The sequence below is a fragment of the Streptomyces sp. URMC 126 genome, assembly GCF_051386555.1.
GTDB lineage: Bacteria > Actinomycetota > Actinomycetes > Streptomycetales > Streptomycetaceae > Streptomyces.
The window spans coordinates 1-14793 of sequence record NZ_JBPQTX010000035.1 but is presented as its reverse complement, the minus strand read 5'-3'; the positions used below and the strand labels follow the sequence as shown (position 1 = coordinate 14793).

Here is a 14793-nt window from a genome sequence, read left to right as displayed (position 1 = left end):
TCCCCCGTCCGCCCGTCGCCCCCTCCACGCGTCCTGGAAACGGCGTGACCACCCCGGTCACGCCGTTTTTCGCGTATCGGTGTCACTAATCGCTTGGGTTCGCCCACACACCGGGGCTAGCGTTTCCGCATCACCGGGAAAACCCGTGAACTCCTAATTCCCTTTCCCTTTCCCTTCCCTGTCCCGTCTCCCATTTCTGGAGTGGTGATGGAACCCGCCGGAAAAACCGACGCGCCGGGCGGCCCGCTCGCCGGAGTGCGCGTCATCGACCTGTCCACGGTGGTGATGGGCCCTTACGCGGCCCAGATCCTCGGTGACCTCGGCGCCGACGTCGTCAAGATCGAGTCACCGAACGACACCGTCCGGGTCGGCACCCTGCACCGTACGCCGGGCATGACCCCGTTGAACCTCAACGTGAACCGCAACAAGCGCAGCGTGCGGCTCGATCTCAAGGACGAAGGCGAACACGCCACGGCCCTGGAGCTGATCCGCACCGCCGACATCCTGATCACCAATATGCGCGTCGAGGCCCTGCGCCGCCTGGGCATGGACTACGACGGCCTCTCCACGGCAAACCCCCGCCTCGTCCACGTCCACGCGCAGGGTTTCCGTTCCGACTCCGACCGGGCCCGGCTGGCCGCGTACGACGAGACGGTGCAGGCGGCGTCCGGGCTCGTCGACCTCGCGGAACGCGCGGGCGACGTGGGGGCGCCGGTCGTGCTGCCGAGCATCCTCGGGGACAAGGTCGCGGCGCTGACGATCGTGTACGCGGCGCTCGCCGCCCTCGTGCACCAGCGCGCGACCGGCCGCGGCCAGCGTGTCGAGGTGCCCATGGTGGACACGCTGCTGGCGTTCAACCTGGTCGAGCACCTGCAGGGCCGGGTCTTCGAGCCGCCGGCGGGCCCGACCGGTTTCCCGCTGTCCATGAACAAGGGGCACCGGGCGCGTCCGACCAAGGACGGCCTGGCGATGGTCGTGCCGTACAGCCCGGAGAACTTCCGGGACCTGTTCGTCGCCGCGGGCAGGCCCGACCTCGCCCAGGACCCGCGCGTCAACGGGGAGTTCATCGACTCCACACGTGACGGCGAGGGCCTGGTCGAGCTGCTGGAGTCGGTGACGCCCCGGCTGACCACCGCGGAATGGGCGGAGGTCTGCGCCCGGCACAGCATCCCCTTCGGCCCGGTGCTGCGCCTCGACGAGGCCGCCGACGATCCGTACGTGCGGGCAGGCCACCTGCTCGACGTCGCCGAGCACCCCACCGAGGGCGCCTACCGGGTGATCGGCATACCGCTGGCGTTCTCGGCCACGCCGGCGTCGGTGCGCCGGCACGCCCCGCTGCCCGGCCAGCACACGGACGAGGTGCTCGCGGAGCTCGCGCGCGGTGAGGGGGGACGGTGAGCGAGCGTACGCGGACCGGAGCGCCGGAGTCCGTCCGTACCCACACCGTCGGGGGTGCCCTCGTCGTCACCGTCGACCGGCCGCGGGCCCGCAACGCCGTGAACGCCGAGGTCGCGCGGGGCATCGCCGCCGCCGTGGACCGTCTGGAGTCCGAGGCCGGGCTGCGGGTGGGCGTTCTCACCGGCGCGGGCGGCACTTTCTGCGCGGGCATGGACCTCAAGGCCGCCGCCCGCGGGGAGGAGGTCACCGTGCCCGGCAAGGGGTTCGCCGGGCTCGTCGAGGCGGCCACGTCCAAGCCGCTGATCGCGGCCGTCGAGGGCCACGCGCTGGGCGGCGGCTTCGAACTCGCCCTCGCCTGCGACCTGGTGGTCGCCGCCGAGGGGGCCGTCTTCGCGCTTCCCGAGGTCAGGCGCGGGCTGATTCCCGGGGGCGGCGGGGTCGTCCGGCTCCCCAAGCGCGTCCCCCACCACCTGGCGATGGAACTCCTGCTGACCGGCCGTACGGTGACCGCCGCGCGCGCCCGCGAACTCGGCGTCGTCAACCGTCTCACCCCCGACGGCCGGGCGCTGCCCGCCGCCCTGGAGCTCGCCGAGGAGATCGCCGCCAACGCGCCGGCGGCCCTGGCCGCGGTGAAGAGGACCGTGCGGCGGGCGGACGGGGTTCCGGAAGCGGAGGCGTTCGCCGCGCAGGCCGCCGAGATCGGCGCGCTGCTGCGCTCGGCGGACTTCGCCGAGGGGGTGCGCGCCTTCGCCGAGAAGCGCGCGCCGGAGTGGAGCGGACGGTGAACCGCGCACAGGTCCTGCGGACCCTCGACACGCCCGTCACGGCGCCCGCGTACGCCCCCGCCGCCGTCCGCTTCACGGACCGCGAATACCTCAGCATCGTCTACCGCACCGATCCCGAGGCGCTGCGGGCGGTCGTGCCCGAGCCGCTGCGGATCGACGCCGACGAGCCGCTGGTGCGGTTCGAGGTGATGAAGATGGGCGATGTCACGTCCTACGGCCCGTACGTCGAGGCGGGGCAGGCGATCCCGGTGCGCTTCGGGGACGAGCGGGGCGAGTACCTGCACGCCATGTACCTGGACAGCTTCGCGGCCACGGCCGCGGGTCGCGAAGTGGGGGCCTATCCCAAGGCGATGGGCGCGCCCGCCCTGTACACCGAGCGGGCCGCGCTGGTCGGGACGCTGGACTACGGCAGCGTGCGGGTGGCCACCGCCACGATGGGCTACAAGCACCGCCCGCTCGACCCGGAGGCCGCCCGGGAGCGGATCGCCGTGCCCACGTACATGCTCAAGATCGTTCCGGGTTACGACGGCACCCCGCGCGTCTGCGAGCTCGTCCGCACCCGGATCGACGATCCGGTGATCAAGGAGGCGTACACCGGGCCCGCGCGGCTCCAGCTCTTCGCGCACGTCCTGGCGCCGCTGGCGGATCTGCCCGTGCTCGGGATCGTCTCCGCGAGCCACATCGTCACGGACCTCACTCTGGCCCCGGCCGTTCCGGTCCACGACTACCTGACCGAGGCCACCGACGGCTGAGCCCGGCCACGACCGCCTGACCGGATCCACCGGCGGCCGGCCCCGTCCACGACCGCCTGACCGCGTCGGAGTTCCCGCGTGGCCGCGTCCGCGTCTGCCCGATCACGTCCACGCCTGCCTGACCGATTCCGCCGCCGTCTCACCGATTCCGTGTTCACCCGACCGAGGAGGCACCCTTATGACCGCCATCCGCCCGCCCGGCACCGCCGCCGTCGTCGGCGCCGGGACCATCGGCCTCGCCTGGGCGGCGCTTTTCGCCGCGTACGGCTGGGACGTGACCGTCGCCGATCCGCGCGAGGACCTGGACCCGGCCGTGGACGAGGCGCTGCCGATGCTCGCCGCCGGGCTCCCCGGCAGTGACGCGGCGGGCCTGCGCCGCCGTATCCGTACCACGCACGACCCGGCGGAGGCCGTGGCCGGCGCGCGGTTCGTGCAGGAGAACGGGCCGGAGGACCTGGAGTTCAAGCGGCGGCTGTTCGCCGGCATCGCCCGCCACGCCCCGGCGGACGCGCTGCTGGCCACCTCCAGTTCCGGCATCCTCGCCACCCGCATCGCCGAACGGCTGCCGGACGCCGTCGCCGCGCGGCTGCTGGTCGCCCACCCCTTCAACCCGCCGCACATCGTCCCGCTCGTGGAGATCGTCCCGGGCGAGCGCACCGCGGAGGAGACCGTGGCGGAGGCCCTGGCCCTCTACCGGTCGCTGGGCAGGACGCCGGTGCGACTGCGCAAGGAGCTTCCCGGGTTCGCCGCCAACCGGCTGCAGAGCGCCGTACTCCAGGAGGCGACGCACCTCGTGCTGAGCGGGGTACTGGACGCCGCGGAGCTCGACACGGTGATGAAGACGTCGCTGGGCGGCCGGTACGCCGCCGTCGGCCCGTTCGAGAGCTTCCACCTCGGGGGCGGACCCGGCGGCATCCGGCACATGATGCGGCACCTGGGCCCGGGCCTGGCCGAGGGCTGGCAGCGGCTCGGCCACCCGCAGCTCGACGCCGACGCCGTCGCCACGCTCGTCGGCCAGACGGAGGCCGCGTACGGGAGCGGCGCCGAAGCGTACCGGCGGCGCGCCGCGCTGCGCGATCGCAAGCAGCTGGCGCTGGGCGAGGCGCTGCGGCGGGCCGAGGAGAGCTGAAGCGCCCCGCCGTCCCGCTTCACCGCATTCACCGCATTCACCGGATTCACCGGATTCACCAAATTCGTCGAGGGAAAAGGAGCCACCCATGTCCAAGCCCGCCGATCCGACCCCCGACTTCTTCGGATACGCCGATCTGCTCGGCGACGCCGACCGGCAGGAACTGGCCACCATCCGCGCCTATCTGGAAGAGGAGATCAAGCCGCTGGCCGACGCCGCCTGGGCGCGGGCAGAGTTCCCGTTCGAGGCGGTCGAGAAGATCGCGAGGATCAATCCGGCCGGTTACACCTATCCGGAGTTCGGTGACGGCCGCGACCGCGGACCGCTGTTCTCCGGCTTCCTCACCCTGGAAATCAACCGTGTCGACCCGTCGCTCGGGGTGTTCTGCGGCGTCCACACCGGGCTGGCGATGGGGAGCATCCACGGCGGCGGCAGCGACGAGCAGCGCGCACGCTGGCTGCCGGACATGGCGGCGATGAGGAAGATCGGCGCTTTCGCCCTGACCGAGCCCGAGGGCGGCTCGGACGTCGCGGGCGGCATGCGCACCACGGCCCGGCGCGAGGGGGACGACTGGGTGCTCGACGGTGCCAAGCGGTGGATCGGCAACGGCACGTTCGCCGATCTCGTCGTGGTCTGGGCCCGCGACACGGCCGACGGCGGTGTCAAGGGGTTCGTGGTGCGGAAGGACACCCCCGGCTTCACCGCCACCAAGATCGAGGGCAAGATCGCGCTCCGTACCGTGCAGAACGCCGACATCACCCTCGACGAGGTGCGGGTCCCCGAGGCGGACCGCCTCCAGCGGGTCGACGGTTTCCGCGACACCGCCGCCATCCTGGCGCGCACGCGCGGCGGGGTGGCCTGGCAGGCGCTGGCGGTCGCGGTGCGCGCCTACGAACTCGCCCGCGCCTACGCCGTGGAACGCACGCAGTTCGGGCGGCCCATCGGCGCCTTCCAGCTGGTGCAGGACCTGCTGGTGAAGATGCTCGGCAATGTGACCGCCATGTTCGGCATGACCGTCCGCCTCGCCCAGCTCACCGCGGCCGGCCGGGGCAGCGCCGAACAGGCCGCCCTAGCCAAGGCGTTCACCACCAGCCGGATGCGCGAGTGCGTCGCCTGGGCGCGTGAGCTCTTCGGCGGGAACGGCATCGTCCTTGAGTACGAGATCGCGAAGTTCTTCGCCGACGCCGAGGCCCTGTACTCGTTCGAGGGGACCCGGGAGATGAACACCCTGATCGTCGGAAAGGCCGTCACCGGGCACAGCGCCTTCGTGTAAGGCGTGATTCCGGAGTGACGCGCGCGTTCCGGGAGTGGCGGGCGTTTCGGGAGCCCGGGGCGGCCACGCGGGGGCCGGCGACCGTCCGTCGCCGCCCCCCGCTCCGTGCTCGCCGCGTGCCCGCCGCATGCCCGGTCCGTGCCACGTCCGTGCCCGGCTCGGCGGCCCGCGCGGATGGCGGGCTTCGGGCCGGTCACACGGTGACGGTCTGGTACTCGATGTAGGTGTGCAGCCCGGCGAAGCCGAACTCGCGCCCCACGCCGCTGGCCTTGAAGCCGCCGAACGGACCGTCGTAACCGATCGCGGCGCCGTTGACGGTCACGGTGCCGGTCCGCAGGCGCCGGGCGACCCGGAGCGCCCGTTTCTCGTCGGTGCTCCACACGCCGCCGGAGAGGCCGTACTCCGAGTCGTTGGCGATGCGTACGGCGTCGTCCTCGTCCTCGTAGGCGATGACGGTCAGCACCGGTCCGAAGATCTCCTCCTGTGCGATGCGCATTCCGTTGTCGACGTCGGCGAAGACGGTCGGGGTGACGTAGTACCCCTGCTCCAGGCCGGCCGGCACCCGCGGGCCGCCGGTCACCAGGCGCGCGCCTTCCTCTATGCCGAGCGTGATGTAGTCGCGTACCCGCTGTTGCTGGTCGCGGCGGATCATCGGGCCGATGAACGTGCCGGGGTCGCGGGGGTCGCCGACCTTCAGCGACTCGACGACCTCCTTGACGGCGGTGACGACCTCTTCGTACCGGCCGCGCGGGGCGAGGACGCGGGTGTGCGCGACGCAGGCCTCGCCGTTGTTGAGCAGGGAGGAGAACGGCAGGCCCGTCTTGAACGCCTCCAGGTCGGCGTCGGGCAGGAAGACGGCGGCGGACTTGCCGCCCAGTTCCAGGCTGACGCGCTTGAGCCGCTCGCCCGCGAGCGAGGCGATCCGGCGCCCGGCGCGCGTCGAGCCGGTGAACGCGATCTTGTCCACTTCGGGCCGGGTCACCAGGTACTCGCTGGTCTCGCGGTCGGCGGGCAGCACGCTGACCGTGCCCTCGGGCAGTCCGCAGCCGGCGAGCAGCTCGGCCAGCAGGCCCATGCTCAGCGAGTTCTCCGGTGAGACCTTGAGGATCACCGTGTTGCCGGCCAGGAGTGCCGGAAGGAGCTTGGCCAGGGCGGAGGAGAACGGCGAGTTCCACGGGATGACGGCGGCCACGACGCCGACGGGCACCCGTCGCACAATGCTGCGGACGCCGGACGCCGGGTCGGTGGGCGTCAGGACCTCTTCCCACGCCATGTCCTCGGCGGCCTTCAGGTAGGCCTCGGCCTGACGGGACAGACCGTGCCGGCCGGCGCGGGTGAACCAGAGCGCGGAGCCGTTCTCCGCCGTGATGAGGGCCGCGATCTCCTCGGCGCGGGCCTCGCGCAGGGCGTTCAGCCGGCGCAGCACCGCGATCCGTTCGGCCGGCGGGGTGTTCGGCCACGTGCCCTCGTCGAAGGCGGCGCGGGCGACGGCCACCGCGCGGTCCACGTCGGTCGGACGAGCCTGGGCGGCGCGGCCGACGACCGACCCGTCGTGGGGCGACCGGATGTCGAGCGGTCGCAGGGTGCTGGGGTCCGTCCAGGTGCCGCCGATGAAGAGCTTGTCGTAAGTGATCACGTGCTTCCTCCCGATCCCGAGTCCGCAGCCGAGGACCGCGACTAAATGTCACATCACTGTAGCGCTTATTTGAAGTGAGGCCACAATGAGGTGGCGTTCATCGGATTTTCCGTCTCGGAAGCGGTCTATCCTGGGTGCGTGAGAGCCGACGCAGCGCGCAACATGGAAGCCGTGATGACGACCGGGGCCCGTCTGCTGGCCGCCGATCCGGGGGTGAGCATCACCGCCATCGCGGCGGAGGCCGGTGTCGACCGGCGTACCGTCTACCGGAAGTTCGCCTCGCGCGAGGAGTTGCTCGCGGCCATCTACGACGCTCGGCTGACCGACGTCGAGCGGGTCACCGAGGAAGCCCGGCTGCGCGAGGCCCCGGTCGCCGTAGCGCTGCACCGCTACGTCGAGGGCATCATCGGCGTCAACCGCAGGTGGCCGGTCGATCTGGGGCTGATGCTGACGCACGAGTCCGTCCGCGAGCGGCGCGAGCACTCGGTGCGCGCGCTCACCGACTTCCTGCGCCGCGCCACGGACGAAGGGCTGCTCCGCTCCGGGCTGCCGGACGGGTGGGTGGAGGCGGTCCTGCCGCAGCTCATGGTCATCGCCTCCCGGCAACTGACCGGCCTGAGCCCGGCGCAGGCCGCCGACACGGTCGTCGACACGCTGCTCAACGGGCTCGGAGCGGGCAGCGGTGCGCGGGCCGACGCTGCAGGAGGCCGGTGAAGTTGACGGTGCGGCCAGCTGAGGCGTACGTAGGAGGCGACGGCGCACGCGGCTGCGGCAGGCGGTGAGGGCGGCGACGTCCCGGGGGGGTGGAGGCGTGGGTACGGGGCGAGGTCCGTCGCGGCGGGCACCCGCCGTCCGCGCCTACCGATGGGCGCCCGTGCCGGGCCGCCGCCGCGCTCCGGGCAGGATCACCGGTCGGGCAGCGCGGCCGCGCCGGCGCGCGGCAGCGCTTGACTGTCCGCGCAGGGGCCCGGGTACACCGAGAAGCGCAGATACGTCGTGACGTCACCGCGGCGTCGGCCCGTCCGGTAGCTGACGAGTTCCTGGAGACCGGTGAACGATTCCAGCGCGGCGGGCGCCAGGGCGTCGACGAGTGCGCGGTAGGGGCCGGTGGGCACGCCCTCTTCGCGCAGTACCGTCTCGACCCGGCGGACCGCCTCTCGTTCGTCGGCGCAGAGGCCCGGCATCCGCAGGTACGTGGTCGCCTCGACCGCCCGGTCCGCGCCGCTCCGGAACGCCAGGCACGTCAGCGCCGCCTCGCCCGCGTCCTTCCTGTCCGGGCCGGCGAGCGCGCGGTAGACCGTCGCCGCGTGCAGCGGATCGTGGCCCCGTGCCGTCGAGGCGAAAGCGTTGACCGTGTCCAGGTCCGCGGCGTGGTGGCGGTAGTAGACCTTGGCGCGTGCCGTGGGTGTGCGGGACAGGTCGAGGGCGAAGAACTCCAGCTCCCGGTCGCCGGGGGCGGAGACGTGCGACCGTATCGCGTTCCGCCACGCGGGATCCATGCCGAGCCGCTCCATGACCTGCCCGGTCACGGCCTCGCGCCGCCGGTGATCCCACCGGTAGAGCCCGAAGTACGCCTTGAAGACCGGGTCCTCACCGGGGCGCCAGGCCATCGCGTGCCAGAGCGGCGCGGGTTCGTGGCCGTCGTCGTCGAGGAAGACGTCCTCGACGCTCAGGTACCGGTCGAGGCAGACGCCCGGCAGGTGCGCGAGCGCCCGCGACACCGCCGCGGCCGATGCCGTGGGCCGCGGTGCGCGGAAGCCGGCGTCGAAGAGAATCCGCAACTCCGGGCGTTCCCCCGACCAGTTGACCGACATCTCGGCGGGGAAGCCGTCCGCCGCGACGTACGAGGGTATGCGGCACTCGCGTCCGACGGGCGTGGCGAACCAGTCGGCCAGAAGGTCGTGAAGAATCGTTTCCGTCCGTCTCAGGCCGTCACGGGGAAGGCCGAGCGCGTGGCCCGCGCCCGCCCATTGGCGGCAGACGAACGCGCCGAAGGACTGATCGGCCGCGTCGAACAGCGCAAATCGGGTTGCCATGGATGACTCGACTTTCCGTGTGATGTCGACATGGTTCTCGATGACGTTCCGGGCTGCCGGCCGAGCCGCTTCCGCTTCGGCTTCGGCTTCCGCTTCGGCTTCTACTTCCGCTTCCGCTTCCGCTTCCGCTCCGCAACGCGTCCGGGATCACAGCGCGGCGGTTCCGGCGGCGATCGCGTCGAGCACTTCGTCCACGTGCTCCCCGTGCGTGCGGTGCGCCAGCACGCAGACGCGGATCAGCCGCCTGCCCGCGACGGTGGTGCTGTGGACCATCGCCCTGCCGTCGGCGTTGATCCTGTCGAGGAGCCGGAGGGTCGCGGCCTCGGCGTCGCGCCGGGCCGCCGTCCCGGCGCTCTCCGGCCGGACGGCGAAGGCGACGGCCGTCAGTTCGGGCCGCCAGGGCACGTCGAGCCGGGGATCGGCGCTCAGCACGCGATGGAGGCGGGCCGCGAGGTCGAGCTTCTCGTCGAGCGCGGCACGGAAGGCGGACAGCCCGTGGAGGTGCAGCGGGAGCCATACGCGCACGCCCCGGTTCTCCCTGCTCAGCTCGATGCCCCGGCCCGCGTAGTCGGGCAGGACGCCGGAGGCGCCGACGTCCTGCAAGGCGGGGGCGGACCCCTCGTGCGCGGCGTGCAGCCGGGCCGGGTCCCGGACGACGAGGGCGCCGGTGCCGAAGGGCAGGAACAGCGCCTTGTGGGGGTCGAGGGTCACCGAGTCGGCGCGTTCGAGGCCCGCGGTGCGCTCGCGACCGCGTGCGGTGAGCCGGAAGAAACCCCCGTAGGCCGCGTCCACGTGGAACCAGAGCTCTTCGCGGGCGGCCAGATCGCCCGCGTCCGTCAGGGGATCGATGGCTCCGGTGTCCGTCGTTCCCGCCGTCGCGACGAGGAGGAACGGCCGCAGTCCCGCGGCGCGGTCGGCGCGTATCCGCTCCGCGGCCGCGTCGAGGTCCATCCTCAGATCGCCGTCGACCGGTATGACGCGGATGTGGCGCTGCGGGATGCCGGCGATGCGGGCGGCCTTCGCGACGGAGTAGTGCGCCTGCTCGCCGACGTAGAGGGTGCCCTGTCCGATGTCCTCCCCCAGCCGGTCGTGACGGGCCGTCACCAGGGCGGAGAGGTTGGCCGTCGAGCCGCCGGTGGTGAGGACGCCCGAACCGCCGGGCGGAAGCCCGCACACGTCCCGGGCCATCCAGCGCAGGACGCCTTCCTCCAGGGCGGTCAGGGCGGGGGACGCGGCGGCGAGGGTGCCGTAGCGGTTCAGGGCCCTGGTGTAGAACTCGGCGAGCGCCGACGAGTAGAGCCCGCCGCCGGGCGACGCGGCCATCAGCCGCGGCCCGGCGGACTCGATGGCGTTCCCGGCGGCTTCCCCGAGCCGGTCCATCAGGGACTCCAACGGAGCGCCGTTCTCCGGCGGTCCGGACAGGAAGGACTCCGTCAGCCTCGCCTCGGCCTCGGGAGCGGTCGTGACGTGGGTCGGCCGGTCGTCGAGGGCCGCAAGGAAGTCGACGACCCGCTGCGTCACCAGGTGGGCCATGCCGGCCATCGTGCCCTGGTCGGGTTCCAACGGCGAGGCGCGATGGATGTCCATGGCCACCAGGATGGCCCACATCCCACACGTCGCGGTCGTGACTCCGGTCACCTGACGGCCGGTCGGTTTGCGGCCGGTCGATCGTTGTGCGGCCGGATGTCTCACGGGCGGCGGGGCGTTGGGAGGCGCGTTGGTGCCTGATCAACCAACCGGCCGGTCAGCCGGCCCGCGGCCGTCTCAGCCGGTCGGCGGTCCGTCGCTTGACGGCCGGAGCGGCCGTGGCAGGCGGCCGGTGCGGCGGGTACGGCCGTCCCCGGGCCCCCGGTCCGGCCTCGGCCGGTCGCGACTCGACGGCTTCCCGGGCAGCGGAAGACGCGCCCGCCCACCGTAAGAAACCGCGCGAAGCTTGCCCGGCTCCGGCGGGCCCCACTGAACTGCCCACGCACACCAAGAAACACGGGCCGAGAGCCGGAAGCGGAGGGGCGACCGATGGACCTTCCTGCTCTGCGGTTCCGCCCGAGGACGGACAGCGGACGGCGTGGTCTTGCTCGACGAGTGCCTGTGGCACACCTGCGTCGTCCTCGCCGATCTCGCCGAAGACCGGCTGCACGAGCGACCGCTCCTCGCCACCGCCGCCCGGGTCGACTACGGCGACCACGGCGACCACATCCTGACCGTCGGCCCCGGGCAGTGTGCCCCCTGGCGGGCGGTGGGGGACGACAGGCACGTTCGGCAGCCCCGGCTTCGTCCTGGGCAGTGCGGCGGTGCCCGCGATCGGCAACTCCACCCGGCGCGGCAGGGCTTGGCCAGTCGCCCTACCACGGTGGATCCGGGAAGGTTGCGGCGGTGTGACGATCCCCCTGCGCAAGATGCGCTCCGCCCACCGGGTCGCCTGGCTCGCCCCGTCGCCTCCTCCGGGCTCGGCGCCATCGGCCTCGAGGCGCCGGACTTCTTCCAGGGAGCGTCCCTGATTTCAGGGGACGTTCCCCAACGACTAGGACGGCCGGCACCCGACCTTCCGTCCGGGGCCGGCGGGAGCCGGCTCCCGCCGGACTTCGAGCAGCGCTGCGCGGCCCTGGGCCGGCCGTGCGCCGACGGCCCGGCTCGTCCTCGACGCCACCCGTCCGACCGGCGGCCCCTCCCCCGCGCCGCGCCGTCCCGGCGACGGCCGAGGGTGCCGCCGGGAGGGCACTCCCGGTCGGCGTCACGGTGGCGGCCACGGCGAGGGCCTTGTGCGACCGGATCTGGTCCGTTGTGTGACCGGACGATGACCACGCGGCCCGTCGCCCCCGCGCGCTGGTTGCCTGGGGGCATGCACCAGGACACCACCGCACAGCAAGCCCGCCCGCCGTACTCCGCTCCCCGGAGCGCCCACCGCCCCGCCCGCCGACCCGGCCGGCGCGGTGCGACGGCCGCCCTCGTGGCGGTGGCCGTCGCCGCCGGCGCCGCGCTCACCGCCTGCGGCTCGGCGGGCGGGAACACCGACGGCACCGCGCCGTCGTCCGCCGCCGGGAAGGACGGGGCGAAGGCCGGGGGAAAGGCCGGAGGGAAGAGGCTCCTCTGGCTCGGCGACTCCATCGCGGGCGCCGAGGCCCCGGCCCTCGGCGCGGCGCTGAAGGCCGGCGGCGTCAAGTTCCGCAGCGCCGCGTCCGACGGCGGGGGCACGGTCATCGAGGGCGACCCGATGGCCGGGCAGATCGCCGCGTCGACCTGGAAGGACCTGGCGAAGGACATCGACTCCTTCCACCCGGACGTCATCGCGTACCAGATCACCACCTACGACTGGGGCACGCCCGCGCAGCAGCGTGCCTCCTACGAGAAGCTGGCCAGGACGGCCCGGGACGCCGGTGCCGAGCTCGTGATCGTCTCGGCTCCGCCGTTCAAGGTGGACGACTTCTACAAGAAGTACGAGGGAGCGATCGCGAGCGCGCCGAAGGCGGCCGCGGAGGTCGCGGACCGCAGCGGCGGCGCGGTGCGGTTCCTGGACGCCTCGGCGCTGTGGGGCACCGACCCGGAGGCGGCGCGGGCCCAGCGGTCCGGTGACGGCATCCACTCGTGCCAGCAGGGCTCCGCGGCCTTCGCCAAGTGGTTCACCGAACGGCTCGGCAAGGTCTACGGCTTCACGCCGGCCGCGCCCGAGAAGTGGGCGACCGGTTCGTGGACCTCCGACGCCCGCTTCGGCAAGCTCGGCTGCCGTTGAACGGCGCCATGGGCCGTGCGCCGCTCGCCCGGCTCCGTACGGTCGTGTCCCCGCCGTCCGGGGACGCCCGCGTCCGGCTCCTGCCGCGTCCCCGCCACGCGTCCCGGCGACACGCGTTCCCGCGGTCTTCGGCCGGACGGCCGCGGGCGGCGCACGTGGCACCGCTCGACGGGCTGCGCGGCCTGGCCGTCGCGGGTGTCCTGCTCTTCCACGCCGGGCATCTGGCCGGCGGCTTTCTCGGCGTCGACCTCTTCTTCGTGCTCTCCGGCTTCCTCATCACCGGGCTGCTGCTGCGGGAGACGGCCGGCGGGGGCCGGGTGGGGCTCGCCGCGTTCTGGGGGCGCCGGGCGCGCCGTCTGCTGCCCGCGCTGACCGTCGTGGCCGTCGGTGTCATACCGCTCACCTGGGCCTTCGGGAGCCCGTCCCTGCTGCGGTTCGCGCTGGACGACGCGCCGTGGGTCGCCGGGCAGTCGGTGAACTGGCACTTCGTGGCCGAGCGGATCGGCTACTGGAATGCCTCGGGGACGCGCGTCTTCGCCCACCTGTGGAGCATCGCGGTGGAGTGGCAGTTCTACCTGGTCTGGCCCCTCGTGGTGGCCCTCTGCGGGCGCGGCCGGGGCGGGCCGCGGCGGATCGCCGTCCTGGCCGCCGCCGGAGCGGCGGTCTCGTGCGCGCTGATGGCGTTCCACAGCGGCACGGTGGACTCCACGCGGGCGTACGAGGGCACCGACACGCGGGCCTTCGCGCTGCTGCTGGGCGCGCTGGCCGCCACGGCCCCGGTGCGGGAGCGGCTCGCCCGGGTGCCGGGGCGGGCGGCGGACGCGGTGTGTGCCGCGCTGCTGTGCGGCCTCGGCGTCGCGTGGGTGACGACGGAGGGCCAGAACGCGCCCGGCCTGTTCACCGGCGGGCTGTTCGTCCACTCGCTGGCCTGCGCCCTGCTGGTGGCGCTGCTCGCGGCGGCGCCGGACGGACGGGCGGGGCGGCTGGTCGGCGGCGCGGTGCCGCGCCGGCTCGGCGAGCTGTCGTACAGCCTGTACCTGTGGCACTGGCCGGTGTACCTGCTGCTGCCCGCGACCGTGTTCGGAATCGGCGGGTGGGGGCGTACCGGTCTGGCGATTGGCGTGTCGCTGCTGGCGGCCTGGCTGACGAAGGTGCTGGTGGAGGACCCGATCCGGTTCCGGGCCCGATGGGCGACGGGACGTCGGGGCCTGGTGGCGCTGGCCGTCGGGTGTGCCGTGGCCGCGGGGGTGTGGGCGGCCGTTCCGGAGCCGGATCCGGGCGCGGGCACGGTGGACGTCGGGCGGTTGACCGCGCCGTGAGCGGCGGATGTCCCGGGACCGGCCGGGTGCGCGGGGAGACTGGGCGCATGGCAGAACCAGTGTCCGCCGGCCGGCCGGGCCGGATCCGCCGCCGCGGGCGGCCGTCCGGGGCCGGGGCTCCGCCGCCGGTCGGCCGGCGGACGGCCCGGGCCGCGGGCGCCGCCCTGCTGGCCGTCCTGCTGCCGGGCGGTGCGCTCACCGGGTGCGGCGTCACCGACAGCGGGCCGTCGGCGGCGGGGGCCCCGGCGGCGGGGGCGCGTCCGGCGGACGCGGCACCCGGCCTCCGGGTGTACTTCGTCGCCCGGAACGGCACCTGGCCCGTTACCCGGGCCGCGCCCGCCGGGGCCGGGCCCCAGCGGGCGCTCGACGAACTGCTGGCGGGGCCCACCGCCGACGAGCGGCGCCGCGGGCTGACCACGGCGCTGCCGGCGGGCACCCACCGGGTACGGGCCGAGGCGACGGCGCCCGGGACGGTGGACCTCTATCTGCCGTGGCTGGTGCCGGAGCTGGAGCGGGCGGCGGTGAACCAGCTGGTGTGCACGGCCGCCGCGGCACCGGGGATCCCGGGCGGCGGGCGGCCGCCGGACGTCGTCGTCCGCGTCCACGAGTCGGGACTGTCCGGCGAACCCTGGACGGTGACCTGCGACGAGACCGGTGCCGCCGACCCGCGGACGGCGGGCCCGCCGGGGCACTGACACACCGATCGACGCCCGCCGGGGGCGCGGGGGCGCTCGGGGG

The 14793-nt window shown here is 73.8% G+C and carries 12 protein-coding genes; 9 read left to right on the top strand and 3 right to left on the bottom strand.

From position 1 onward, the window contains the following. Positions 1-207 precede the first annotated feature (207 nt). The 5 genes from ACSNOK_RS07075 (at position 208) to ACSNOK_RS07055 (ending at position 5337) form a co-directional block, all read left to right on the top strand. Positions 208-1398: a CaiB/BaiF CoA transferase family protein gene (locus ACSNOK_RS07075; protein WP_436779718.1), complete on the top strand. Its 1191-nt coding sequence runs from the start codon at positions 208-210 to the stop codon at positions 1396-1398. Next, positions 1395-2183, top strand: a complete 789-nt coding sequence (locus ACSNOK_RS07070; RefSeq protein ID WP_436779717.1) for a crotonase/enoyl-CoA hydratase family protein — start codon at positions 1395-1397, stop codon at positions 2181-2183. Before ACSNOK_RS07075 ends, ACSNOK_RS07070 begins: the two co-directional genes overlap by 4 nt. Beyond that, positions 2180-2935: an acetoacetate decarboxylase gene (locus ACSNOK_RS07065; protein ID WP_436779716.1), complete on the top strand. Its 756-nt coding sequence runs from the start codon at positions 2180-2182 to the stop codon at positions 2933-2935. Before ACSNOK_RS07070 ends, ACSNOK_RS07065 begins: the two co-directional genes overlap by 4 nt. A gap of 178 nt (positions 2936-3113) precedes the next feature. Then, positions 3114-4064: a 3-hydroxyacyl-CoA dehydrogenase NAD-binding domain-containing protein gene (locus ACSNOK_RS07060; RefSeq protein ID WP_436779715.1), complete on the top strand. Its 951-nt coding sequence runs from the start codon at positions 3114-3116 to the stop codon at positions 4062-4064. 88 nt (positions 4065-4152) lie between these two features. Continuing rightward, positions 4153-5337, top strand: a complete 1185-nt coding sequence (locus ACSNOK_RS07055) for an acyl-CoA dehydrogenase family protein (RefSeq protein ID WP_436779714.1) — start codon at positions 4153-4155, stop codon at positions 5335-5337. A 193-nt stretch (positions 5338-5530) separates the two neighbouring features. Here the strand turns inward: ACSNOK_RS07055 and ACSNOK_RS07050 are convergent, their stop codons facing one another. Continuing rightward, the gene (locus tag ACSNOK_RS07050) at positions 5531-6973 is read right to left on the bottom strand and encodes an aldehyde dehydrogenase (RefSeq protein ID WP_436779713.1); all 1443 of its coding nucleotides are present in this window, start codon (positions 6971-6973) and stop codon (positions 5531-5533) included. 192 nt (positions 6974-7165) lie between these two features. On the opposite strand from ACSNOK_RS07050, the gene ACSNOK_RS07045 reads away from it, so the two are divergent. Next, positions 7166-7687 carry a TetR/AcrR family transcriptional regulator gene (locus tag ACSNOK_RS07045; protein ID WP_436779733.1) on the top strand — a complete coding sequence of 174 codons (522 nt, stop codon included), beginning with the start codon at positions 7166-7168 and terminating at the stop codon, positions 7685-7687. Between the two features lie 191 nt (positions 7688-7878). Here ACSNOK_RS07045 and ACSNOK_RS07040 read toward each other — a convergent pair whose 3' ends face one another. Then, a complete protein-coding gene (locus ACSNOK_RS07040) occupies positions 7879-9009 on the bottom strand; it encodes a tryptophan dimethylallyltransferase family protein (RefSeq protein WP_436779712.1) in 1131 nt (376 codons plus the stop codon). A 147-nt stretch (positions 9010-9156) separates the two neighbouring features. Next, positions 9157-10596 carry a pyridoxal phosphate-dependent decarboxylase family protein gene (locus ACSNOK_RS07035; protein WP_436779711.1) on the bottom strand — a complete coding sequence of 480 codons (1440 nt, stop codon included), beginning with the start codon at positions 10594-10596 and terminating at the stop codon, positions 9157-9159. Positions 10597-11848: 1252 nt separating this feature from the next. Between ACSNOK_RS07035 and ACSNOK_RS07030 the strand changes: the two genes are divergently transcribed. The 3 genes from ACSNOK_RS07030 to ACSNOK_RS07020 all read left to right on the top strand — a co-directional run bounded on the left by ACSNOK_RS07030 (position 11849) and on the right by ACSNOK_RS07020 (position 14750). Then, positions 11849-12736, top strand: a complete 888-nt coding sequence (locus ACSNOK_RS07030; protein ID WP_436779710.1) for an SGNH/GDSL hydrolase family protein — start codon at positions 11849-11851, stop codon at positions 12734-12736. A 155-nt stretch (positions 12737-12891) separates the two neighbouring features. Then, entirely contained in the window at positions 12892-14055 is a 1164-nt protein-coding gene (locus ACSNOK_RS07025) for an acyltransferase family protein (RefSeq protein ID WP_436779709.1), read from the top strand. 47 nt (positions 14056-14102) lie between these two features. Beyond that, positions 14103-14750 (top strand): GerMN domain-containing protein, encoded by a 648-nt coding sequence (locus tag ACSNOK_RS07020; protein WP_436779708.1) that lies wholly within the window; start codon positions 14103-14105, stop codon positions 14748-14750. The last annotated feature ends 43 nt before the right edge of the window (positions 14751-14793 follow it).